This window comes from Sphingomonas lacusdianchii (genome assembly GCF_022664395.1).
GTDB lineage: Bacteria > Pseudomonadota > Alphaproteobacteria > Sphingomonadales > Sphingomonadaceae > Sphingomonas > Sphingomonas lacusdianchii.
Genome location: NZ_JAKRET010000019.1, coordinates 1 through 24,412 on the forward strand (window position 1 = coordinate 1; position 24,412 = coordinate 24,412).

Genomic DNA, 24,412 nt, shown 5'->3' on the forward strand with positions numbered 1-24,412 from the left:
TTCATCTAAACTACAATGTCAAATAGCTCTCCCTGCTCCAAACCTCCCGGTCGAAGCGCCAGCAAGCCGGCGATAGAGAGACCGGAACACATGGCACCAACCATCTCGGTCAGTACCAGGTCCCGGTTGAAGCAGAAGCGACCGTGTCGGCCACCGCTGCGGTGACACCCATCTAGGTGGAGGAGATTGGGAGGTCAACGGCTTTTTTCGATTCGCGGGAACAAAATCTTCAAAATGCCGACGCAGCGACGTCTGGCGGGCCTTCTACGGCGCTTGTGCCGGCGGATTTACCGCCTAGTCTCCGCAGCATGACCGAGATTTCCCGCACGAGCCGCCGGACTGTCCTCAAGGGAGCCGCCGTAGGTATCGCGGCGGCATCGCTGCCGGCACGGGCTGTTGCCACGCCGACCTCAGCGGCCACGACCCTTTGGTATCGGCAACCGGCGACCCTGTGGACCGAAGCGCTCCCGATCGGCAACGGTCGCGTCGGCGCGATGGTGTTCGGCGGCATCGCCCGCGAGCGGTTGCAACTGAACGAGGCGAGCTTGTGGAGCGGCGGTCCCTATGATCCGGTCAACCCGGCGGCGCGCGCTGCGTTGCCGGAGGTTCGGGCGCTGATCGCGGCGGGTCGCTATGCCGAGGCCGAGAAGCTGGCGAATGCCAAGGTCATGGCGACGCCGTTGACGCAGATGGCGTATCAGCCGCTCGGCGACATGGTCCTCGAACTGGTCGGGGCAGGGGAGGCGAGCGACTATCGCCGGTCGCTCGATCTGGCGACGGCTACGGCGGAAACGCAGTTTGCGGTCGGGGGCACGCGGTTTCGGCGCGAAGTCTATGCCGCGCCAGATGACGATGTGATCGTTGTCCGGTTGCGGGCGAATAAACCCTTCGGCCTGTCGGTAGCAATGACGTCGCCCCAATCCGGCGTCGCCGTGTCGGCGAACGATGATGTCCTGACGATGACCGGCCGCAACGATACCCGAACCGGGATCGTGGGCGCGCTGCGGTTTGCGGCACGGGCTTATGTCTCGGCGGGGCAGGGGCGGGTATCGGCCGCCAGCGACCGGATCGAGGTCGCCGATGCGCGAAGCGTGACGATCCTACTGACCATGGCGACCAGCTTTCGCCGGTTCGACGATGTCGGCGCCGATCCCGAAGCGATCACACATGACATGCTGGAGCGCGCCCGGGTAAAGGGGGGGCCGGGCATTCGCCGGCAGGCGCTGGCATCGCATCGCGCGTTGTTCGATCGGGTGAAGCTCGATCTCGGCGAAACCCCCGCCGCGCTCCGGCCGACCGACGCGCGCGTTGCGGCCGACCGGATGGGCGACGACCCGGCGCTGGCGACGCTGTATTTCAACTATGGCCGCTATCTGCTGATCGCGTCGTCGCGGGCAGGGGGGCAGCCGGCGAACCTGCAAGGCATCTGGAACGACAAGGTCGATCCGCCATGGCAGTCCAAATATACCGTCAATATCAATACCGAGATGAACTATTGGCCGGCCGAAGTGACCGGCCTTTCCGAATGCATGGCGCCGTTCGTGACGATGATGCGCGAACTGGCAATCACCGGCGAGCGGACCGCGCGGACCATGTACGGCGCGCGTGGATGGGTCTGTCACCACAATACCGATTTGTGGCGCGCGACCGCACCGGTCGATGGCGCGCAATGGGGGCTGTGGCCGACCGGCGGCGCGTGGCTCTGCACGCATCTGTGGGATCATTACGACTATGGTCGGGACCTCGATTTCCTGCGGTCGGTCTATCCCATCCTGCGCGGGGCGGCGCTGTTCTTCCTCGATACGTTGCAGGTCGACCCGACGACCGGCGGGTTGCTGACCAGCCCGTCGCTGTCACCCGAGAACATTCATCCCAAGGGCGCGTCGATCTGTGCCGGTCCGGCGATGGACAATCAGATATTGCGCGACCTGTTCGATCAGGTCGGCCGCGCGGCCAGGCTGCTGGATACCGACGCCGCCTTCGCCGCCGAGATCGCCGCCGCCCGCGCGCGCCTCGCACCCGACCGGATCGGTACAGCCGGACAGTTGCAGGAATGGCGCGAGGATTGGGACATTGCCGCGCCCGAGCCGAAGCATCGCCACGTCTCGCACCTCTATGCCCTGTTCCCGAGCGACCAGATCAGTCCCGACCGCACCCCCGAACTTGCCGCCGCCGCGCGCCGGTCGCTGGAATTGCGCGGCGACGAATCGACCGGTTGGGCGACGGCGTGGCGCGCGAACCTGTGGGCGCGGTTGAAGGATGGCGACCATGCGCACCGCATCCTCGCCTATCTGCTGGGGCCGGCGCGGACCTACCCCAATTTGTTCGATTCGCACCCGCCGTTCCAGATCGACGGTAATTTCGGCGGTACGCGCGCAATCGCGGAGATGCTGCTGCAGAGCCGCGACGACGAGCTGCTGCTGTTGCCGGCATTGCCGCGCGCCTGGGCGCAAGGGTCGATCACCGGCCTGCGTGCGCGCGGCGCCCTAACGGTCGACCTGCGCTGGCGGGGTGGGCGGCTCGAAGAGGCGGTGCTGCGGCCGCGCATTGCCGGGCGACGACAGGTCCGGCTGAACGACACCCGCATCGATATCGACCTCACCCCCGGCCGCGTCATCCGCCTGCGCGGCCAGCGGCTGATCCCTGCCTGATCTTGGAGCTGGACGAATGAAGATCATCCTTGCCGCGCTCGCACTATTGTCGCCCGCCATCGCCGCGGCACAGGTCGCGACACCGGCCCCCGCCGCCGTCGCCGGCGCGCGGCCGATCACCGTCGAACGCATCACCGTCCATTCGCAAGCGGTCGAGGACAATCTGGAGGGCAACAGCGCCGACCGGCACGTCATCGTCCTGCTCCCGCCCAGTTACAAGACGTCGCCCAACCGCCGCTATCCGGTCGTCTATGCACTGCACGGCTATTCGATCGGTGCCGAGCAATGGGCGAGCGAGATCCATGTGCCGCAGACGATCGAGGCCGCCTTCGCCAAGGGTGCGCGCGAGATGATCGTGGTGCTGCCCGACACCAAGACGATGCATAATGGCAGCTTCTATTCGCGATCGGCGACGGTCGGCGATTTCGAGAATTTCATCGCCCGCGATCTGGTCGGCTATGTGGACAGCCATTACCGCACCGTCGCCGATCGCCAGAGCCGTGGCCTCGCCGGTCATTCGATGGGCGGATATGGCACGACGCGCATCGGCATGCTGCACCCCGACACGTTCGGCGCGATCTATATCATGAGTCCGTGCTGCCTGCTGACCCGCGCGCTGGGCGTCACCGATGCCGAGCAGGAAAAGGTGTTCCGCGCGATGAAGACGCCCGCCGACAGCGAAAAGCTGAACTGGGGACAGCGCGCGCAACTGGCGACCGCCGCCGCATGGTCGCCCAATCCGAAGGCGCCGCCGCTCTATCTCGACCTGCCGATCAAGGACGGGGTGCCGCAGCCCGACGTGCTGGCGCGCTGGAACGCCAACACGCCGATCGCGATGTTCGACCAGCATGCCGGCGACCTGCGCCGCTACCGTGCGATCGGGCTCGACGTCGGCGACCGCGACGGGTTGAAGGACGGCGCCGAACAGCTGCATGCGGCAATGGACCGCTATGGCATCCGGCATCGCTATCAGGTCTATTCGGGCGACCATACCAGCGGCGTCGCGACGCAGATGCAGACGGTGGTGATCCCGTTCTTCTCCGACGCGCTGGTCTTTCCGAAATAAGGGCAGGGGCCCCGAACGCCCTTCGACCGTTATGCGCGGCGAAGGAGAGCCGCCATGTCCCGTTCCGTCCCGATTACCGGCGCCAGCATCGCCGGCAATATCGTCGCGCGGTGGCTCGGCCGCGCCGGGTTCGACGGCACCGTTGTCGAGCGTGCGCGGGGATTCCGCGACGGCGGACGGAATATCGACGTACGCGGACCCGGCCGCGCGGTGTTGCGACGCAGAGGGCTGGAGCTAACCGCGACGCGCATCTGGCAGGGCAACAGGCGATGAGCCCGTGGCCGCACCCCGATCCCGCCGCGCCGGGGCAGGAAAGCGTCTGGGACTATCCGCGCCCCGCCATCGCCGTGCCCAGCGACCGCCATGTCCGGATCGAGCATTGCGGCGTCATCGTCGCCGATAGCCGCGCCGCGATCCGCACCCTCGAAACCAGCCATCCGCCCAGCTGGTACATCCCGCCAGGCGATGTCGCCCCCGGCGTGCTGCAACGGTCGCCCCGCCGGTCGCTGTGCGAATGGAAGGGGCAGGCGGTCTATTGGCATCTCGCCATCGGCGATGAAATCCTGCGCGACGTCGCATGGAGCTATCCCGATCCGACGCCCGCCTTCGCGATGCTGCGCGATCATGTCGCCTTCTATGCCGCGCCGCTCGACCGGTGCAGCATCGACGGACAGCGCGTCGTGCCGCAACCGGGCGGCTTCTATGGGGGCTGGATCACCCCCGACCTTGCCGGCCCGTTCAAGGGCGTGGCCGGAAGCATGGGGTGGTGAACGACGGGGCCGCCGTCAGTGCGCGGCGCCCGGCCCCGCCACACGCTGCGGCCGCGGCGCCAGCCAGATGATGAGCGCCGCGCCGGCAAAGATGATCGCCGACAACAGGAACATATGGTTGATCGCCAGCGTGCTGCTTTCCTGCGTCACCGTCATCTCGACCGCCCCGCGCACCTGATCGATCGAGAATCCTTGCGCGGTCAGCGCCTGCTGCGTCGCATCGGTGTTGAGGCGCGACACCATCTCGCTGCGCGCGACCGTCATGTTATTGGCATAGAGCGTCATCGACACCGACGTGCCGATCGCGCCGGCCATCGTCCGCAGGAAGCTCATGACGCCCGCCGCCGATGCCGTTTCCTTCGGATCGACCGCACCCAGCGCGATGGTGGTCAGCGGGATGAAGAAGAACGGCATGCCGAACCCCTGCAACATCTGCGGGAACGCCAGCGTCCAGAAATCGGAACCCGTCGTCCATCCGACGCGCAACAGGTTGCACCCCGCGATCCAGAAGATGCCGAAACACACCAGCGCGCGCGGATCGCGCTTCTTCAGCATCTTCGCGACGAACGGCGACATGATGACCGCGCCCATGCCGTTGAACGCCGTCGCATAGCCGGCATAGGTCGAGGTATAGCCGAGGCTCACCTGCAACCATTGCGGGATCAGCACGACCGACGCGAAGAACGTCCCGAACGCGAAGGACAAGGCCGCGACTGCCACCGTGAAGCCCCGATGCCGGAACACGCGCAGGTCGACGATCGGCTGCCGCTCGGTCAGCTCCCATGCGACGAACACCGCCGCGCCGACCGCCGCGACGATGGCGAGGAGGACGATCGTTGGATCCTCGAACCAGTCATGTTCGCGCCCGATATCGAGCATGATCTGCAGCGCCCCGATCCACAGGACCAGCAGCGCGAGGCCGATCTTGTCGACCTTCAGCTTCTCGCGCTTCGTCTCGGCGGGTTTCAGCAGGCGCAACGCCCCGAACACGCAGAAGATCGCGACGGGCACGTTGATAAAGAAGATCCAGTGCCACGACCAGCTGTCCGAAATCGTCCCGCCAAGGATCGGCCCGAGGATCGGCGCGGTAACGGTGGTCATCGCCCACATGCCCATCGCCTGTCCATGTTGTTCGCGCGGGAAGATGCGCAGCAACATGGTCTGGGTAAGCGGCATCAGCGGCCCGCCGCACAGCCCCTGTCCGATGCGCGCGACGACGATCATCGCAAGGCTGGTCGACAGCCCGCACAGCACCGAGAAGATGCCGAAGCCGATCATCCCCGCCACGAAGGTACGGACCGTCCCGAACCGTCCGGCCAGCCACCCGGTCAGCGGCACGCAGATCGCCTCCGCCACCGCATAGGAGGTGATGATCCACGTCCCTTGGCTGGTCGAGATGCCCAGCGACCCGGCGATATGCCCGACCGAGACGTTGGCGATCGTCGTGTCGAGCACGACCATGAAATTGGTCAGCGCCAGCACCATCCCGGCGAACAACAGCTTGCCGCCGGTATAGGGTTTGAAATCGTCCTGGCCGGTCATGCCGACTGCTCCCTTGTGGGGTGTATCCCACCCAATGCCTCTCGCCGTACCCCCGCGCAGGCGGGGGCCCAGGGCCGGGCACGAACCGTTATCCTGTGGGGCTCTGGACCCCCGCCTGCGCGGGGGTACGGTTTGCCCGGGGCAAGGTCACCGCCCCGAAACATCCACCTCGGCGGTCATCGACAGCCCGACCCTGAGCGGATGCGCCGCCAGTTCCTTCGGGTCCAGAGCGACGCGCACCGGCAGGCGCTGCACCACCTTGATCCAGTTGCCGGTCGCGTTCTGCGCCGGGATCAGCGCGAAGGCAGAACCGGTCCCGCCCGAGAAGCCGACCACCCGGCCGTGATATTCGACATCGTCGCCATAGAGATCGGAGGTCAGCTTCACCGGCTGCCCCGGCTTGACCTTGGTCAGCTGGCCTTCCTTGAAGTTCGCATCGACATAGGCGCTGTTGACCGGCACGATCCGCATCATCGTCGTGCCCGCGGCGACGCGCTGTCCGACCTGAATCGTCCGGTTGGCGACGACGCCGTCGATCGGCGCGCGGATGACGGTGCGATCGAGATCGAGCTGCGCCTGCCGCAACCGTGCCTCCGCCGCCAGCACGTCGGGGGCGCTGTTCGACGTCGCCCCCTGGATCAGTGCCTGATTGGCCGCCAGATTGCCCGCCGCCGCACTGCGCTGCGACGACGCCTGCGCCACTGCCGCTCGCGCCTGTTCGAGCGTCGCGCGCGCCGCTGCCAGCGCGTTGGTCGCGGCGGTCAGTTCGTCGCCCGATACCGCACCATTGGGGGCCAGTTTCTGCCGCCGGTTATAATCGACCTGCGCCTTGTCGTACGACGCCTGTGCCGACGCCAGTTGCGCGCGGGCACTGACGATCTCCGCACCCCTGGCCTGGACCTGCGCCGACAGCGCGCCGCTGGTCGCCGACGTCTGCCCGAACTCGCGCCGCGCCTTGGCCAGATCGGCCTCGGCACTCGCCAGCGCGATGCGCGCGTCGCTGTCGTCGAGCCGGACCAGTACGTCGCCCCGCTTCACACCCTGCGTTTCCGATGCGCCGATCGCGATCACCTGTCCGGCGACCATCGGCGTGATCTGCGCGGTTTCGGCACCGACATAGGCATTGTCGGTCTCGACATAGTTGCTGCCGACCAGCGCGTACCAGCCACCATAGCCTGCACCGGCCAGCAGCACGACGGCGGCGATGCCGCTCAACAGCTTCTTGCGCTTCGACGGGGCAGGGGTGTCGGCCGCGGCTTTGGCATCGGCGAAGCTGCGGTCGGCGGGATCGGCATCAGCCATGGGTCAGGTCCTTGGTTTGCTGTGCGGTCGCGGGGGCGGTGAAGCCGCCGCCCAGCGCCCGGACCAGCGCTATATCAAGAGTGAAGGCACGCGATTGCAGATCGGCGACGATTCGCCGCGCCTGCAACACCCGGTCCTGCGCGACCAGCACGTCGGTAAAGCGCGACAGGCCGCCTTCGAACCGTTGCCGCGCGACATCGTACCCCGCCTGCGCATCGGCCAGCGAGCGTTGCGATTCGGTCAGCCGCGTCGTCAGCGCGCGCTGGCTGGTCACCGCATCGGCGACCGCGCGATAGGCATCGGTGACGGTCCGGTCGTAATCGGCGACCGCCGCGTCGAACGTGCCGCGCGCGACGCGGTACCGCCCCTGCAACGCGCCGCCGCGAAAGATCGGCAGGTTGAACGCCGGACCGACGCTGCCCGCGGTCGATCCGCCGTTGATCAGATTGCTCAGCCCCAGTGATTGCAGGCCGAACACTGCCGACAGGTTGAACGACGGGTAGAAATCGGTGCGCGCGACCTTGATCCGGCTCGCCTCCGCCTCGACCCGGGTCCGCGCCGCGACGATATCGGGGCGGCGCGCGATCAGGTCGGTGGTGACGCCGACCGGCAGTCCGCGCGGAACGATGGTCGCGGCGGGCGGGGCGATCGCCAGCCCCCGGTCCGGCCCCTTGCCGAGCAAGGCGGCGATACGGTTGCGGGTCAGCGCGATCGCTTCGTCGGTCGCCGCCAGATCGGCGCGTGCCGCCGGTACCGCCGAGTCCGCCTGTTTCTGTTCGGCCCGCGTATCCAGCCCGCCGGTCACCCGGTCGGCGGTCAGCGTCGCGGTCTGTTGCCGCACATCGAGGGCCGCCAGCGCCACCGCGCGTTCGGCGAACAGCCGCGCGAGATCGGCATAGGCATCGGCGACATTGGTCGACAGCGTCAGTTGCGCCTGCGTCAGATCGAGCCGTGCGGCCTCCGCATCCGACCGCGCCGCCGCATAGGCCGCGCGGTTGCGGCCCCACAAGTCGAGGTCGAAGCCGAGTTCGCCCTGCACCCGGCCGGTATCGTTCCAGCCCTTGGGCACGAAATCGGCGGGAATGCCGTTATTATAGCTCTGCTTGGTCAGGCCGACATTGCCGGTCACGCCCAGCGTCGGCAGCCGCGCCGCCCCCGCCTGTTTCGCATAACCCTCGGCCTGCGCGATGCGCGCGGTCGCGGCGGCAAGATCGGGCGACCCGGCCAGCGCTTCTGTGACCAGCGCATCGAGTTGCGCGTCGCCATAGCCCTGCCACCAATTCTGCGTAGGCCACGCGGCATCCGGGGTGGCGGCAAAGCTGCGATCGGCGGCGAAGCTGGCGGATGTGCGCGGCGTCGGCGCGTCCGCCAGATGCGGCACGCTCGCGCAGGCGGACAGGAACAGGACCGCAAGCGGCGCCAGGGGGCGGGCTTGCCGGAAGATCTGGCGGGTCATGGCGAAAACCGTACTAGTGGGTACGCTTCGTTCCATGATCCGGCCGCTTGCGTCTGTCAACGATTATCTGTACCCGACGGTACAGTTTATGAGTAGCATCGAAGAACCCATTCTCGGCAAGCGCGAAGCCCGCAAACAGGATCGCCGCGACGCGATCGTCGCCGCCGCGCGCCGATCCTTCCTCGAGGATGGCTATGCTGCGACGTCGATGTCGGGCCTGCTCAAGACGCTGGGCGGGTCGAAGGCGACGCTGTGGAGCTATTTCCGGTCGAAGGAGGAATTGTTCGCGGCGGTGATCGCCGACGTCACTGCCGGCTTTCGCCAACAGGTGACCGGCGAGTTGCTGACGCCCGGCGAGATGGAGGCGACCTTCGTCAATTTCTGCCGCGTATTCATGAACAAGACCGCGCATCCCGATGCGGTCGCGGCATGGCGTCTGGTCGTCGGCGAAAGCGGGCGTTTTCCCGAAGTCGGGCAGATTTTCTACGACCAGGCGGCAGGCCATATCGAACGTGCGCTCGCCACCTATATCGCCGAACAGATCGCGGCAGGCCGGCTGCGCGACGAAGGCGCGACCGACATGGCGCGGGTGCTGATCGGCATGAGCGGCGCACAGCAGAACCGCCGGCTATGGGGCGTCGAAGCCGCGCCGGCCGATGGCATGGAGGCGGAGGCGCGGCGCTTCGCCGGCTATTTCCTGCGGCTGTTCGCCACGCCCTGACGCCAAGCTGCGATCGTTCGCGTCGCCCACGCAGCGGCGAACCACAGTCCAATGTCGATAAGAAAGATTATGTAAAATCATTCGACGCGCGTGCAGTGTCGAAGCGAAGCGTTACCCGGAGGCCCGGCCGCGTATTGCGGAAATCGATCTGCGCGCCGATCCGCCGGGCCGCGGAGCGGACGATCGCAAGGCCCAGCCCGCTGCCTTCCTGCCCGGCGCTGTTCGCCAACCGCACGAAGCGCTGGCCCACCCGGTCGAGGTCGGCGTCGGGCAGGCCGGGGCCATCATCGGCGACGGCGATCGATACGACGCCCGCGTCCGCGCGTATCGTGATCGTGACCATGCCGCCCTTGCGATTGTAGCGGATGGCGTTGTCGACGAGGTTCGAGAGGATTTCGAACAGCAGCGTGCGATGGCTGGCGATGGCGATGTCGCCATCCGGGGCATCGAGGTGGATGTCCACCCCCGCCCCTATCACCTGGCCGATACGGCGATTGATGACCGTTACGGCGACTTCGCGCACGTCCACCCGCTCGAGGGGGGGCGATACGCCCGCTTCCTCGGCGCGGGCAAGCGCGAGAAGTTGCGTCACCAGTCGTTCGAGCCGGTCGGCCGCATCGGCGATTTCGCCCAGTGCGGCCGGATCGCCGCGCCGGGCCAGTGCCACCTGCACCTTCAGGACGGCGAGTGGCGTCCGCATCTGATGCGACGCGTCGGCGGTGAAGCGCCGCATGCCCGCCGTAGCGCTGTCGAGCCGGGCGAGCAGATGGTCGAACGCTTCCGCCAGCGGGCGCAATTCGGCCGGAAGCGGGCCGGTCTCCAGCGGCGAGAGATCGGGGGTCGCCTGCGTATCCCGCGCCGCCACGACCGTGCGCAGCCGGGCGAGCGGACGCAGGCTCCAACCCAGCGCCGGGCGGATCAGCAGCATCGCCATGCCGACCAGCAGGACCTCGCCCAGCAGCAGCGCGACCAGCAACCGTCGTTGCAGCGCGTGACGGCCATCCAGCGTCTCGGCGACCTGCACGATCACCGGCCGATCGATCCGCGGCAGCGACCGGCGTACCTCGGCGATGCGGATCGGCTGATCGCGATAGCTGGCATAGCGGAAGCGCGGGGCGTCGACCGTGAGATCGGCGATGCGCGGCGCGGACAGGTCGGCATAGCCGGTCAGCAGCCGATCGCCGACGGCGATGCGGTAATAGACATTGTCGCGTTCGCTATTCTCCAGCATGCCGAAGGCGGCGGCGGGCAGATCCATCGTCACCTCGCCGCGTTCGACCTGCACCGTTTCGGCAATCGCCCCCAGCGCGCCGCCCAGCACGCGGTCGTTGGTTCGGCGCACGACATCGGCGATCAGCGTCGCGCCGGCCAGCCCCAGCAGGATGGCGATACCCAGCATCGGCGCGAGCATCGCCGCCAGCAACCGGGTGCGCAGCGCGACCGCCCGGCCACGGGATGGCTGGGTTACGGTGCCGGCCCGCTCCCCCGCCCGGCCACCTACAGCGTATCCTGATTGGGTGGTCGGGTGGTGGGGGAGCGGGCCGGCACCGCCGAATTCGCCCTTCGGCGAATTCTCAGAAGAACCCTCAACCGGCATCGAGCAGATAGCCGACGCCGCGCACGGTGCGGATGGCGGGGCCGTCGGGGGCGAGCTTGCCGCGCAGACGGGTGATGTTCACCTCGATCGCATTGGGGCCGACCGGTTCGTCATAGCCGAAGACTTCGGATTGCAGCGTCTCGCGCGGGACGATCTGGCCGGCGCGGGTCGCCAGCGCGTCGAGCACCGCCCATTCGCGCCGCCGCAGGTCGAGCAGCCGGTCGCCGATCCGCGCCTGTGCCCGCGATCGGTCGAGGATCAACGACCCGATCACCAGTTCGGGCGTCGGATCGCCGCCGCGCCGACGCCCCAGCGCCCGGATGCGCGCCTCCAGCTCCTCGGGCGCGAACGGCTTGCGCAGATAGTCGTCGGCGCCGAGGTCGAGGCCGCGCACCCGGTCGTCGAGCGCGTCGCGCGCGGTCAGCATCAGCACCGGCACCCGGTCGCCGCGCCGCCGCAGCGCCTGCAACACCGCAAAGCCGTCGAGATCGGGCAGCCCGACATCGAGCACGACCAGCGCATAGGGTTCGTCGGCGAGCACCATCAACGCGTCCTCGCCCCCCGCCACATGGTCGACCGCATGGCCGACCCCGCGCAGCAACGCGACGATGCTGCGCGCCAGCGGCGCGTCGTCCTCGACGATCAATATCCGCATCGATGCCCGGCGCGGTGAAAGGCGGATGACAGGTTCGGTCGGTACGACATGCTGGAGAGCTTACCCGAACCCAGAGGCGGGAAGCGAGAGGATGTGCATGAAACGACTTCTGATCCTGTTCGCATTGCTGATCGGCCCCATGGGTCCGGCGATGGCGCAGCGTCCGGCGGGCTATCCCCGGTCCTATGACGACCTGATCGCGGCGGCGCAGGCCGAGGGCGGCGTGCGCGTCTATGGCAATGCCGATGCCGCCGCGATGGCGGAACTGATCGCCGCGTTCCGCCGCACCTATCCCCGCGTCCCGGTCCGCTACGACGATCTGGAATCGCGCGAAATCTATCGCCGGGTGGTGTCGGAGGCGCGGACCCGCGGCGCCGGTGCCGATCTGGTGTGGTCGTCGGGCATGGATTTGCAGGCGAAGCTGATCAACGACGGCTATGCGCAGGCCTATCAAAGTCCGGAAAAGCCCGCCCTTCCCGCCGATGCGGTGTGGAAGAATATGGGCTATGGCGTCACCGCCGAACCGGTCGCCTTCGTCTACAACCGCCGGCTGATCCCGCCCGGCCGCGTCCCGCGCACGCACGAGGCGTTCGAGGCGCTGCTCCGCGCCGGCCGGGTGCCGCTGACCGGCAAGGTCGCGACCTATGATCCGGCCCGCTCCAATGTCGGCTATCTCTATCTGACGCAGGATCACGCAATCACCCGCGATACCCGTTCGCTGGTAGAGGCGATGGCGGCGACCCGGCCATGGCTGTCGCCGACCACCGAGCCGATGCTGGAGGCGGTCGCCGACGGACGCATCGCCATCGCCTACAACGTCGTCGGCCCCTATGCGCTGACCGCCGCGCAGCGCGACCGCCGGATCGGCGTGGTGTTCCCGCGCGACTATACGCTGATCGCCTCGCGCGTCGCCTTCATCGCGCGCGACGCGCCGCATCCGGCGGCGGCGAAGCTGTTCCTCGACTTCCTGTTGTCGCGCACCGGTCAGACGCTGCTCGCGAAGCAATGGCTGTTGCCGGTGCGGGGCGACGTGCGCGCGCCGCGTCTGTCGGCACAGCAGCAGCGCCCGATCCGCGTCGGACCCGAACTTCTCGTCAATCTCGATACGATCAAGCGCCGGCGCTTCCTCGCCGAATGGCGCGCGATCCTGACCCAGGGAACCAAGCCATGATGTTGTTTCGTAGCGGCTGCGCGATCGCCGCGCTAATCTGCGCCACGCCGGCGCTCGCCCAGACGCCGACCCAGGAGGAACTGGCCGCGCTGGTGAAAGCGCAGGCGGCGGAGATCGCGGCGCTCCGGACCCGGCTCGACCGACTCGAGGGCGTGCAGGCCGCTGCCGTTCAGCCGGCACCGGCGCCCGCGACGCCGCCCGTCGTGATGGCGCAAACGCCCTCGCAGTCCGGCGGCAACGTCACCAGCCCGTTCGCGCCGCAACTCGTGCCGCCCGGCCCGGCGGAGCGCGACGTGGCGCAGGCGCGACAAGCGAATGCAGCGGGGGTCACCACTGAATGGGGCGCGGGCCTGCCGGTGTTCCACTCGGCCGACGGCATCTATACCTTCAAGCCGCGCGGGCGCATCCTGACCGATGTCAGCTCGACCTTCGGGTCCGATTACGCCGCGCGCAACATCACCACCACCGGCATGCGCGCGCTGCGCCTCGGCCTCGAAGGCGGGGTCGGCACGCATTTCTTCTATCAGTTCGAAACCGATTTTTCGGAGAACGAGGTCGACATCGTCACCGCGTTCATCGGGTGGCGCAACCGGATCGCGCCGGGCATCGATTACGACGTCCGCGCCGGCCATTTGTTCAACGACCGCGGGTTCGAAGGGTCGACGGGGTCGGATTCGACGCCGTTCATGGAACGCACCGTGGTATCGACCGCGATCATCCCGCAGCGTGGCTTCTACGGCGTCGGGCTGATGCCGCGCCTGTTCTGGAAGACGGGCCACGCGTCGCTGACCGTCACCGGCGACCGGATCGATGGCAACCAGTCGGGCAATGACAGCCGCACCGTGCTGGCGCGGGCGCACTGGAACCCGATCAAGACCGGGAACAGCGTCCTGCATCTGGGGCTGTGGGGGTTCGACGAGGGGCTGGCGGCGGGCGCCACGACGCTGACCCGCAACACGGTGATCGGCGGGCGTTTCAACGGCGCGCTACGCGTGTCGTCGGGCGCACTCACCGGCGGCACCGGCACCACCGGCTATGGACTGGAAGCGGGCGGCTATGTCGGCCCGGTCTGGCTGATGGGCGAAGCGGGGCAGCGGCATGCGCGACTGGACGCCGGTCGGCCCGATTTCGTCAGCAAGGCGTGGAGCCTGTCGGGTGGATGGTTCGTCACCGGCGATCTGCCGCCCTATAATCCGCGTCTCGGCAGCTTCGGACAGCCGCGCGTGCTGCGCCCGATCTTCGAAGGCGGTCCCGGCGCGATCGAGCTGACCGCGCGCTACGAAAATCTCGACTATTCGGACCTGCTGACCGGCGGGCAGGGCTGGGCCGCGACGGTCGGGGCCAACTGGTATCTCAACAGCTTCACCCGGTTCCAGTTCAATGTCGTCCACTGGAACACCGACAACCGCGCCGGTGCCTTTGTCGGTCCCGATGACGGGCAGACCGTCATGACCCGCGTCGCCGTCACCTTCTGATTCCCCTTTCGGGAGCTTGCCATGAACCTCGCTTTGCTCGGCTTCCTGATGGTGGCCACCTTCATGACGCTCATCATGACCAAGCGGATGACGCCGCTGGTCGCGCTGATTACCGTCCCCACCGCCTTCGCGCTGTTCGCCGGTTTCGCCAGCGGCCTTGGCGACATGATGATCGACGGGATCAAGAACCTCGCGCCGACCGGCGTGATGCTGTTGTTCGCGATCCTGTTCTTTTCGATCATGACCGATACCGGACTGTTCGACCCGCTGGTCAACCGGTTGCTGAAGGTCGTGCACGGCGACCCGCTGCTGATCCTGATCGGCACGGTCGTGCTGTGCGCGATCGTCAGCCTCGATGGCGACGGCTCCACGACCTATATCATCACCATCGCCGCGCTGCTGCCGCTGTCCAAGCGCTACGACATGAACCGGCTGTATCTGTGCTGCCTGTTGATGAGCACCAGCGGCGTCATGAACCTGACGCCATGGGGCGGGCCGACCGCACGTGCCGCCAGCGCGCTGAAGCTCGATCCCGCCACGCTGTTCCTGCCGCTGATCCCCGGCATGATCGCCGGCCTCGCCTTCCTGATCGGCCTCGCCATCTGGTTCGGGCGCAAGGAACGCCGCCGTATCGGCCATGTGAAGGCGAACGAGCCGACCGCCTTCACCGGCATGGCGGTGTCGCAGTTTCCCGAGGCGCGCCGCTATCACCTGCGCTGGTTCAACGGCCTGCTGACCGTGGCGCTGATCGCCGGGCTGGTGCTGGGCATCCTGCCGCTGTCGGTGCTGATGATGCTGGCCTTCGCGATCGCGATGATCGTCAACTATCCGCAGGTCGCCGAACAGAAGGAGCGCATCGCCGCCCATGCCGGCAACGTGCTGTCGGTCGTGTCGCTGATCTTCGCCGCCGGCATCTTCACCGGCATCCTGTCGGGCACCGGCATGGTCGAGGCGATGAGCAAGGAAGTCGTCGGCTTCATCCCGCCCGTCATGGGGCCGTATATGGCGCCGATCACCGCGCTGCTCAGCCTGCCCTTCACCTTCTTCATCTCGAACGACGCCTTCTACTTCGGGATGCTCCCGATCCTCGCCGAAGCGGGCGCGCATTACGGCGTGTCGCCGATCGCCATCGCGCGGGCGTCGCTGATGGGGCAGCCGGTGCATCTGCTCAGCCCGCTGGTGCCCTCGACCTATCTGCTGGTCAGCCTGGCGGGGATCGATCTGGCGGATCACCAGCGCTTCACGCTGATCCCGGCGACGCTGGTCTGCGTGGTGATGACGCTGGTCGGGATGATCGTGCTCGCCTTCCCGTTCGTGAGCTGAGCGCGTGACCGACCTTTGGAACCATATCGTCGCGGACTTCGCCAATATCGGCAGTCCGTCCGCGCTCGCCGCCTTTACGCAGGTCGTGCTGATCGACGTGATGCTCGCCGCCGACAATGCGATCGTCGTCGGCGCGCTCGCCGCCGGCCTGCCCGCCGACATGCGGCGCAAGGTGATCCTGATCGGCGTGGGTGCAGCGCTGCTGCTGCGCGTCGCCTTCGCGCTGGTCGTCACCCAGTTGTTGCAGGTCACCGGCCTCGTCTTCGCCGGCGGGCTGCTGCTGGTATGGGTGGCATGGAAGATGTGGCGCGAACTGCGCGACCATGACGATACGCCCGGCGAGGACGGGACGCTGAAGGCGGTTGCGCCGCGCAGCTTCGCCAGTGCCGCATGGGCGGTGGCCGTCGCCGATGTGTCGATGAGCCTCGACAATGTGCTGGCGGTCGCCGGTGCCGCGCGCGATCATCCCGGCATCCTTGCCATCGGCCTGATCCTGTCGGTCGCGCTGATGGGCGTTGCCGCCAATGTGCTGGCGCGGGTGATCGAGCGCTATCGTTGGGTCGCCTATATCGGCCTCGCCGTCATCGTCTATGTCGCGTGCAAGATGATCTACGAAGGGCTGACCGACCCGTCGCGCGGGCTGATCGCCTTTTTCGCCTGAACCGGGGCGCGGTGGAACGCGCCCCCCAATTTCGTTCGGAGAAGCCGTCATGAACACCAAAGCGATGCCGCTCGTCCTGCTGCCGGCCATGGGTTGCGACGGACAGCTATGGGCGCGACAGGTCGTCGATCTGGGCGACATCGCCCATCCCGAACTCGGCGACCTGAGCGTCGATGACAGCCTGTCGGCGATGGCCGCGCGGGTGCTGGCCCATGCCCCGCCGCGCATCGCGGTCGCAGGGGTCAGTCTCGGCGGCTATGTCGCGCTGGAGATGGTCCGACAGGCGCCGGAACGGATCGAACGCGTCGCGCTGTTCGCGACGCGGGCGACGATGGCGATGCGGGCGCGCACCGTCGACGAACAGGGACTGCTCGCCACCGCGCCCCACGCCGATCCGATGCTGACGCCGATCGTCAGCGGCCCCGTCCAGGCGATGGCCGAACGCGTCGGGCGGCAGGTATTCGAACGGCAGCAACGCGCGCTGCTGGCCCGCCCCGACCTCGACGCCGCCATCGCGGCGGTGCGCGTGCCGACGCTGGTCGCGGTCGGCGATCGCGACCGCATCTGCCATGTCGAGGACGCCCGGGCGCTGGCCGATCGCATTCCGGGTGCCCGCTTTCATGTCATCCGTAATTGCGGCCACCTGTCGCCGATGGAACGATCGGGCGAGGTGACGATGCTGCTGCGGCGCTGGCTCGACGATCGGCCGGACTGAGCGCATCGCAACGGCCGCATAATAGCAATCCTGCCAGACAAAGTTGAACAGGGGGATCGCGCCCCCTTTCATTGCCATTCCGCCGATCAATCACGGCCTTTTTCGGCACCCACCGGCCACTAAACCCTTTCGAATCAATTCAATACTTGGTTTTTGACAGGATCGGACCGCGGCCTGCTATGCTGGCGCGATGCGGGAGTCGAGCAAGGTCGTGATCGTCGAGGACGACAGCGTCGTCGCCGCGCATGTCGCGCAGGGGATCGACGCGCATCCCGCGCTGCTGCTGGCGCACCGGGTGGCGAGCATCGCCGCCGCGCGTGCCGTCATCGCCCCCGATATCGCGCTGTTCATCATCGACCTCGGCCTGCCCGACGGCAGCGGCATCGACCTGATCGGCGAGATCCGTGGGCGGTTGGGTCCGACCCCCAGCATCCTCGTGCTGACAATGCTGGGCGATCAGGAATCGGTGATCGCGGCGATCATGGCCGGGGCCGACGGCTATCTGCTTAAAGACCCCGATGCGACCGATATCGCCCAGCGCGCCGCCGACGCGGTCGCGGGCGGCGCGCCGTTGTCGCCCAGCATCGCCTCCTATGTGCTGCGCCATCTGCGTGCCCAGCAGGGCGCGCCGCCCGGTGCGCCGGCCGAGGCGTTGCTGTCGCCGCGCGAGCTGGAACTGCTGCGGCTGTTCGCGCGCGGCTATGGCAACAAGCAGGCGGCGGCGGCGCTGTCGCTGTCGCTGTCGCCGCACACGATCGGCGACTATGTGAAGTCGATCTATCGCAAGTTGCGCGTCGGCAATCGCGGCGAGGCGGTGACGCAGGCGTTCCGGCAAGGGCTGTTGCGATCGTGAACCGTGAGGCAGGGCGGGCGGTGGCGCTGATCCTCATCCTGCAACTGCTGTTCTGGGGCTGTTACGCGCTCGCCGCGACGCTGATCCACCCGCCCGGCGTTCCGAACCTGCGCGTCGTCGACGGGCGGCTGTTGCGAATTGGCGACGGACGGCCGATGGCGGTGCTGGTCGCCGGGCTGGTCCGGCCCGCCGAATTGCGGTTGCCGGGGTGGCAGACGGTGCTGGTCGAGCCGCGTCATGCCATGTTGCTGTCACCCGTATCGGGTGCCCGCGACGCCGGCGTGACGCTGACCTGCGTCGCGCCGGGATGTTCGGCCGATGGCGACATCGTCCTCGGCGCCGCCGCGCGGGTCGAACGCGTTGCGCGCTGGGAATCGCTGGTGCGGTTCGACCTGCCACGCGTCACCATCCTGTGCGCGCTGGTCCTGGGACTGGCGCTGCTCGGGCTGCTGCCGGTCAGCCGCTTTTCGCGGTTGCAGATGGTCACCGGCCTGTTCCTGCTGCTGGTCGCGGCGGATGCGTATCTGTCGGGCATGGGGCAGGTCGACCTCCCGACCGATCAGTACGAACTGCTCCGCTACACGGTCCAATATGGCCCGCTCGCCTTTGCCGCGCTGATGCTCAATGCGTTGGCGGGGTGGCAGGCGCGTAGCGCACGCTGGATCCTGCTGCTGTGGCTGGCGGCGGGCATCGGCGTCGTCGCGTTGTGGTGGATACGGGCGCTGACGGCGGTGCTGCCGTGGCTGGATACGGCGGTGCTGCTCGCGCTTGCCGGCTATGGCGTCCACACCCTGCGCCGCCTGTGGAACGTCGCGCCGCAGCCGGCGGCCCGTGCCATGGCGCTGTTGCTGGTCGGGGTGGCGTCGGTGCTGTTCGACGTGGCCTATAACGCGACGCCCGGATATGTGATGCTGAACGCCAGCAACCTGTCGCCGCTGCTGATCATGATCGGGATCGTCGCCGAACTGGCGATCCAGGGCCACCGGCTGAACCAGGCGTCGGACGAGGCACGCAGCGAACTGGCCCGGCAATTGTCCGAACAGGACGCGCATCTGCTGCGCTCGTCGACGCTGTTGCGCTATCAGGAGCGGCGGATCGCGATCGACGCCGAACGCCAGCGACTGGTGCGCGACATGCACGACGGCATCGGCGCGACGCTGACCCATTTGCTGCTCGACCTGCGCGGCGGGCGGATCGGGCACGCGGAGCTGGAGACGGGATTGCGCGCCGCGCTCGACGATCTGCGCAACATCGCCGGCGCGATCGACGGCAGCGACGGCCCGGTCGACCTTGCGCTCGCCGCCTTTTGCGAGCGGATGGCACCGCGACTGGAGCGGGCCGGGATCGCGTTCGACTATCGCTGTACCCTGCCCGACCAGGCGCCGGTGCTCGATGCACGGCGACTGCTGAGCCTCCACCGGTTGTTGCAGGAAGCGGTCGGCAACGCGCTGCGCCATGCCGCCGCCGGGCGGGTGACGCTGACGCTCGCGGCGGCGGACGATGCGCTGCTGGTGACGGTCGAGGATGATGGCCGCGGCTTCGATCCCGAACGGGCGGAAGGCGCGCCGGGCGAGGGACGCGGCCTCGGCAATATCCGCCGCCGTGCCGAGCAACTGGGCGGCCGCCTGTCGATCGACAGCATGCCGGGACATGGAACCCGAATCGCCTTTCATGTTCCAGTACGGGACGACCGGCGCGGCACGCGGCGCTGAAACGCTTATTTTCCGCCGGCTTGTACGGATCGTCGCTTGCCGTTCCACGGGGAGAGCTTTGGTGACGGTTCCTGTCCAACACCGGGACGGCCCCGGGCCGCTGATCCAGTCAACCCCCCTGATCGCGGGAATTGCCGCGATGCGACCATGTGTCGAAATGCGGCATCAGCCTTGGGCATGACGGCAGCGGATCACGAGCCCTGCGGGCGCGCCGCACCGTCATGCCCCTGAACCGGGGATGCAACAGGCATGACGCAATATATGGGCACCGACGGCGACGATAATGTGCAGCTGGACGTGGTCGACCCGAACGGGCCGGGCATCCCTTATCAAAATAATTACGCGCTGGGTCGCGGCGGCGAAGATACCGGCTTGTTCAATGACAAGTACATCAGCAAATGGGATGGGTCAGGGACGCAATTGATCGCGGTCTATAGCGGTTCCGCCTATTTCTACGGACGCGGCGCACCCTATTTCAACTATGACAGCTTTGAACATGCCACGATATTGATGGGGCCGTCGGTCGATCAGGTGCAGGTGCGCACCTATGACTGGTACGGCAGTCCGAACTCAGTACATTTCGACGTCAACTATGCCATCGTCGATCCAGGTACGGATCACGCCACCAGCGACGGCCGACTATTGTCGGTCGAGGGCGGCGCGCAGGCATTGGAAATGTCGCTCACCGCGGCGGACGTCCCGCCCGGCGGCTTCGTAGCGGGTCCGTTCCGTATCGACGGCACTAACGTCACCTGGAACGGCGTATTCAGCCGGCTGCAGGTACTGCATGACGGTTGGTATTACGACCCCGTCACCGGCGCACGAACCGACGCCAGCACGGCGGATGACCGCATCTTCGGCGGCAACAACGATGACGACCTGCGGCTTGGCGGCGGCGACAACTACGCCCACGGCTATGGCGGCGACGATATCATCACCAGCAGGGCCGACCGCACGCTGTCGGGATCGATCGACTGGAAAAATGAATTCTGGGGCGACGGCGGCAACGACACGCTGGTCGCGGGCGGCATCAACGACCGGATCGACGGCGGCGCGGGCGTCGATAGCTGGACCGGAAATTTCTCTCAATATGGCCAGGACGGCAATACCGCGCCTTTCACCCTGACCCAAGGCGCTGGCACGGAACTGGACACCAACGCCAACGGCCGCATCACCAATGTCGAGAAGATGACAATAGTCACGCCGCTCTACATGACGAACTCCGTCTCCAGTTTCCGCGACGGTTTTGCAAGCGTCGACTTCACGGGTTCCTTGATGGACCAGAACGAACGGCTCAACATCGACTGGGGGGCCAAGAGCGCACCGATCACCGCAACGCTCGGCACGTCCTCGCTGGACCAGACGCCGCTGCAACTGAACGGCGCGCTGAGCGACGGCAGCGAGACGTTTAACTTCCGCTATATCGAGAACTTTGATCTGAAGCTGGGCAGCGGCGACGACACGCTCGATGCGACCGGCGCCGTCAATCCCGGTAATGCGTGGCTCCGCCTGACGGTGGACGGCGGCGCCGGGGCAGACACGATCAGCGCGGGGACGCTCAACGCCACGCTACACGGTGGCGCAGGGGACGACGTCTTGCAGGGCTATGGCGAACTCCATGGCGATGACGGGGACGACCGGCTGACCGGGGCAGGCATTCTCGATGGCGGAGCCGGTAACGACGTGCTGACGCGGCAAGACAACGTGGCCGACACGCTGCTGTTCGGTGGCAGCGGCACGGACACGGTGATCGTCGACGGCAATTTTGCCGATTATGTGATCGATGCCGTACAGGCGACATCGGAGAACGGCTTCGACCAGGCCATGATCGACCCCAACGATCCCTACGCGATCAGCCTGACCCGCGTCGATGATCCCTATGACGTCATCCGCCTGAACGGCGTCGAACGCCTGGTGTTCGCCGACAAGGCGTTCGCCATCGTGTCGTTCGACTATGCCTATTCCGACGAATATCGCGATCACTACCAAGTCAACCTGACCGAGATCGAAGCGCGGCCCCATGGTTCCGACGCGACGCTGAGCGTCGAGGCGGGCACGCCGCATGTCCTGACCATCGCCGACTTCGGCTTTGTCGATCCGCAGGGCGATGCGCTGTCCGCGATCATCATCGACACGCTGCCCATCGCCGGCAGCCTGACGCTGGATGGCGCGGCCGTCACCGCCGGCGAGCGCATCGACGCCGCCGACATAGCGGCGGGGTTGCTGCGCTATGGACCCCCGATCGATGCGGACGGCAACGTCATCGTCGGGATCGCGATCGATTCGATGACGTTCCGCGTCGCCGACGAAGCGGGCGATACGAGCGAGACGGCGAACACCCTGTCGATCGACGTCGGCGTGACCCATGTCACCGGCACCGACGGCGATGACGTCATCTCGTGGGTCAACGCGCCGCCGGGGCAGCCGTTCACGGCACAATACGGCCCGAACTATGTCGATGCGCTCGGCGGCAACGATTCAGTCCTGACGGGCGACGGCAACGACATCGTGTTCGGCGGGGACGGGAACGACGTGATCCAGACCCTGGGGGGCGACGATATCGTCTATGGCGGGACCGGTGACGACACCATCATTGCCGGTTTCGGCAACGACCTGTACGATGGCGGCGACGGCTACGACACCGTGGAATTCTTCGGTTATTTTTCGGACCTGTCGTTCGACTATGATCCGTCCGGCACGGTGACGATGGCGGGCCCGGAAACCGGCAGCCAGACGCTGATCGGCATCGAAAGGCTGTACTCCGGCTATACGGGCGCCTCCTACATCCGCGACGCCGCGACCGGCGAATTCGTTCTCGAATACGCCCCTCCCCCGATCAGCCCGGTCATCGGCCGCGCCGGTACCCAGACCGCGTCGAGCAGCGGCAGCGACACGCTGACCGGCACCGCCGCCGCCGAGACCTTCGTGATCGATGGCGGGGCGAGCGGCACGACCGGCGCCGACAGCATCACCGGTTTCGGCACGAACGACGTCGTCATCGTTACCGAGATGTTCGTCGACCGCAACGAAGACGGGATCATCACCTTCGGCCGCAACCGCAAGTTCGATTTCGACGGGCCGGACACCGGCACCGACAGCGTGGCGATCAACGGCGGGGCGGCAAAGGCGCTGCGTTATCTGGGCGAGGCGACCGACGGCTATTACACCTATGCCCTGGCGTCGGTCCGGCCGAAGCATGCGAAGGAAGGCTATATCTACAGCGACGACACGCTGTCGGGCGGCGCGGTCGACAACAAGCGTGACATCTTCTTCGCCGATACCGCGCTCGGCATTGATTTGGGCCACGACGTGTTCGCCAATTTCGGCGCGCGCGACCTGCTGGTGACGACCACGGCGCTGTCCGATCCGGACGGCGACGGCACCGTGGCGCTGTCGGGCGGGCTGGACCTTGCCGATGGCGGGTCGATCGCGGTCACCGGCATGAGCGGCGCAAGCGTCGACGCGCTGACGCTGTTCACCACCGTCACCCGCGCCGGGGTGACCTATTATCTCTACGGCCTGCCCGGCAGCAGCCACAGCGCCGGGGAACTGACCTTCTAGGGGATCGGGGTGCCACCGCTCCCCGCCCCAACAAAGACATCTCTGCAAAAGCCTTCTCGTACCCCGGCGAAGGCCGGGGTACGGCAGTTTTCGAATGATCGAGCTGCTTTCGCAGCGGTCTCCCGACACGGGAGGGGAGCGGCAGGACCGTCCTCGCCCGTCGATCGCGCCACGGGGCTTGCCAAGGTCCGGCCGTTCGCGGATGAACCGGGGAACGCGTCACAGGGGTTCCGGCCGGCCCCCGATCGCCGCCGGTCCGCAGCGCAGGGCGACGATGGTCCTTATCAAGACGGGATTGATCTATTTCGACCGCGCGATCCGCGAGGGGTCGATCCGCAAGGCCGCGGAATCGCTCAACATCGCGTCGTCGGCGGTCAACCGCCAGTTGTTGCAGCTCGAGGAAGAGCTCGACGTGCAGCTGTTCGTCCGCATGCCGCGCGGCATCCGCCCCACCGCGGCGGGCGAGGCGCTGCTCGGCTATATCCGCCGCTGGAAACGCGAAAGCGTCGCGCTGCGCCACGAGATGCTGCGGCTGCGCGGCGGCGAGCGCGGGCTGATCCGCATCGCCGCCGCCGAAAGCCTTGCCGACGACCTCGTGCCGCGCGCCATCGCCCGCTATCAGCAACGCTATCCCCTGATCGAATTCTCGCTGCTGGCCGCCGACAATCACCGGGTGAAGGCGGAATTGCTGTCGAAGGATGCCGACGTCATCTGCGCCTTCGACCTGACCGGCACCGCGCGCACCGCCACCGTCGCGCATGTCCAGACGCCGATCGGCGTGATCGTGCCGCCGGGCCATCCGCTGGCCGCGCTCGACCGGGTGACGCTGCCCGACTGCATCCCGCATGCGGTGGTGACGCCGACCGACGACTGGCTGAAACAGAGCGTGCTGTTCGACCTGTTCGACCTGAGCGACGTGCCGTTCCGCCGCGTCGCCACCGTCGAGCGGATCGATACGCTCAAGCGGCTCGTACGCGCCGGGGTCGGCATCGCCTTCCTCTCGCGGATCGGGCTGGAGCGCGAACTGGCGGCGGGCGAGTTGTGCTGGATCCCGCTCGCCGACGGGATCGTCCGCCCGGCCGGGGTGTCGATCCTGCTGCAACGCGGGCGGGTGCTGCCCATCTATCTCAGCAGCTTCGTCGACCTACTGAAGGAAGAATTCAGCGAACTGGCGGGATAGA

19 protein-coding genes are annotated in these 24,412 nt (G+C 67.3%); 14 read left to right on the top strand and 5 right to left on the bottom strand.

What is annotated here, in order from left to right; translation table 11 throughout:
* Positions 1 to 308 precede the first annotated feature (308 nt).
* Genes MF607_RS19015 through MF607_RS19030 form a run of 4 tightly spaced genes read left to right on the top strand, consistent with a single transcriptional unit; the run spans position 309 to position 4,487 of the window.
* Entirely contained in the window at positions 309 to 2,651 is a 2,343-nt protein-coding gene (locus tag MF607_RS19015) for a glycoside hydrolase family 95 protein (RefSeq protein ID WP_242121738.1), read from the top strand.
* A 16-nt stretch (positions 2,652 to 2,667) separates the two neighbouring features.
* Positions 2,668 to 3,717, top strand: coding sequence for an alpha/beta hydrolase (locus MF607_RS19020; protein ID WP_242121739.1), 1,050 nt, complete (start codon positions 2,668 to 2,670; stop codon positions 3,715 to 3,717).
* A gap of 54 nt (positions 3,718 to 3,771) precedes the next feature.
* On the top strand, positions 3,772 to 3,990 hold the full coding sequence (locus MF607_RS19025) for a hypothetical protein (protein ID WP_242121740.1): 219 nt from the start codon (positions 3,772 to 3,774) through the stop codon (positions 3,988 to 3,990).
* Positions 3,987 to 4,487, top strand: coding sequence for a DUF427 domain-containing protein (locus tag MF607_RS19030; protein WP_242121741.1), 501 nt, complete (start codon positions 3,987 to 3,989; stop codon positions 4,485 to 4,487). Before MF607_RS19025 ends, MF607_RS19030 begins: the two co-directional genes overlap by 4 nt.
* A 15-nt stretch (positions 4,488 to 4,502) precedes the next feature.
* Here MF607_RS19030 and MF607_RS19035 read toward each other — a convergent pair whose 3' ends face one another.
* The 3 genes from MF607_RS19035 to MF607_RS19045 all read right to left on the bottom strand — a co-directional run bounded on the left by MF607_RS19035 (position 4,503) and on the right by MF607_RS19045 (position 8,787).
* The gene (locus tag MF607_RS19035) at positions 4,503 to 6,029 is read right to left on the bottom strand and encodes a DHA2 family efflux MFS transporter permease subunit (protein ID WP_242121742.1); all 1,527 of its coding nucleotides are present in this window, start codon (positions 6,027 to 6,029) and stop codon (positions 4,503 to 4,505) included.
* 147 nt (positions 6,030 to 6,176) lie between these two features.
* Positions 6,177 to 7,331: an HlyD family secretion protein gene (locus tag MF607_RS19040; RefSeq protein WP_242121743.1), complete on the bottom strand. Its 1,155-nt coding sequence runs from the start codon at positions 7,329 to 7,331 to the stop codon at positions 6,177 to 6,179.
* On the bottom strand, positions 7,324 to 8,787 hold the full coding sequence (locus MF607_RS19045; protein WP_242121744.1) for an efflux transporter outer membrane subunit: 1,464 nt from the start codon (positions 8,785 to 8,787) through the stop codon (positions 7,324 to 7,326). The genes MF607_RS19040 and MF607_RS19045 overlap by 8 nt, the downstream gene beginning before the upstream one ends.
* 88 nt (positions 8,788 to 8,875) lie before the next feature.
* On the opposite strand from MF607_RS19045, the gene MF607_RS19050 reads away from it, so the two are divergent.
* Entirely contained in the window at positions 8,876 to 9,508 is a 633-nt protein-coding gene (locus MF607_RS19050) for a TetR/AcrR family transcriptional regulator (RefSeq protein WP_242121745.1), read from the top strand.
* Between the two features lie 67 nt (positions 9,509 to 9,575).
* On the opposite strand, the gene MF607_RS19055 is transcribed toward MF607_RS19050, so the two are convergent.
* Positions 9,576 to 11,105: a sensor histidine kinase gene (locus tag MF607_RS19055; RefSeq protein ID WP_347340903.1), complete on the bottom strand. Its 1,530-nt coding sequence runs from the start codon at positions 11,103 to 11,105 to the stop codon at positions 9,576 to 9,578.
* The gene (locus MF607_RS19060; RefSeq protein WP_242121746.1) at positions 11,095 to 11,760 is read right to left on the bottom strand and encodes a response regulator; all 666 of its coding nucleotides are present in this window, start codon (positions 11,758 to 11,760) and stop codon (positions 11,095 to 11,097) included. The genes MF607_RS19055 and MF607_RS19060 overlap by 11 nt, the downstream gene beginning before the upstream one ends.
* Before the next feature lie 97 nt (positions 11,761 to 11,857).
* Here MF607_RS19060 and MF607_RS19065 point away from each other — a divergent pair, with 97 nt between their 5' ends.
* The 9 genes from MF607_RS19065 (at position 11,858) to MF607_RS19105 (ending at position 24,411) form a co-directional block, all read left to right on the top strand.
* Entirely contained in the window at positions 11,858 to 12,931 is a 1,074-nt protein-coding gene (locus MF607_RS19065) for an ABC transporter substrate-binding protein (RefSeq protein WP_242121747.1), read from the top strand.
* Entirely contained in the window at positions 12,928 to 14,406 is a 1,479-nt protein-coding gene (locus tag MF607_RS19070; protein ID WP_242121748.1) for an OprO/OprP family phosphate-selective porin, read from the top strand. The genes MF607_RS19065 and MF607_RS19070 overlap by 4 nt, the downstream gene beginning before the upstream one ends.
* A gap of 21 nt (positions 14,407 to 14,427) precedes the next feature.
* Positions 14,428 to 15,729: a CitMHS family transporter gene (locus MF607_RS19075; protein ID WP_242121749.1), complete on the top strand. Its 1,302-nt coding sequence runs from the start codon at positions 14,428 to 14,430 to the stop codon at positions 15,727 to 15,729.
* Between the two features lie 4 nt (positions 15,730 to 15,733).
* Complete coding sequence (locus MF607_RS19080) at positions 15,734 to 16,390, top strand: YjbE family putative metal transport protein (protein ID WP_242121750.1); 657 nt, start codon at positions 15,734 to 15,736, stop codon at positions 16,388 to 16,390.
* 49 nt (positions 16,391 to 16,439) lie between these two features.
* Positions 16,440 to 17,105 carry an alpha/beta fold hydrolase gene (locus tag MF607_RS19085; RefSeq protein WP_242121751.1) on the top strand — a complete coding sequence of 222 codons (666 nt, stop codon included), beginning with the start codon at positions 16,440 to 16,442 and terminating at the stop codon, positions 17,103 to 17,105.
* A gap of 190 nt (positions 17,106 to 17,295) precedes the next feature.
* On the top strand, positions 17,296 to 17,958 hold the full coding sequence (locus tag MF607_RS19090) for a response regulator (RefSeq protein ID WP_242121752.1): 663 nt from the start codon (positions 17,296 to 17,298) through the stop codon (positions 17,956 to 17,958).
* Positions 17,955 to 19,670 (top strand): sensor histidine kinase, encoded by a 1,716-nt coding sequence (locus tag MF607_RS22965; protein WP_242121753.1) that lies wholly within the window; start codon positions 17,955 to 17,957, stop codon positions 19,668 to 19,670. The genes MF607_RS19090 and MF607_RS22965 overlap by 4 nt, the downstream gene beginning before the upstream one ends.
* Before the next feature lie 249 nt (positions 19,671 to 19,919).
* The gene (locus MF607_RS19100; protein WP_242121754.1) at positions 19,920 to 23,231 is read left to right on the top strand and encodes a hypothetical protein; all 3,312 of its coding nucleotides are present in this window, start codon (positions 19,920 to 19,922) and stop codon (positions 23,229 to 23,231) included.
* Positions 23,232 to 23,505: 274 nt separating this feature from the next.
* The gene (locus MF607_RS19105) at positions 23,506 to 24,411 is read left to right on the top strand and encodes a LysR family transcriptional regulator (RefSeq protein WP_242121755.1); all 906 of its coding nucleotides are present in this window, start codon (positions 23,506 to 23,508) and stop codon (positions 24,409 to 24,411) included.
* Position 24,412: the final 1 nt, after the last annotated feature.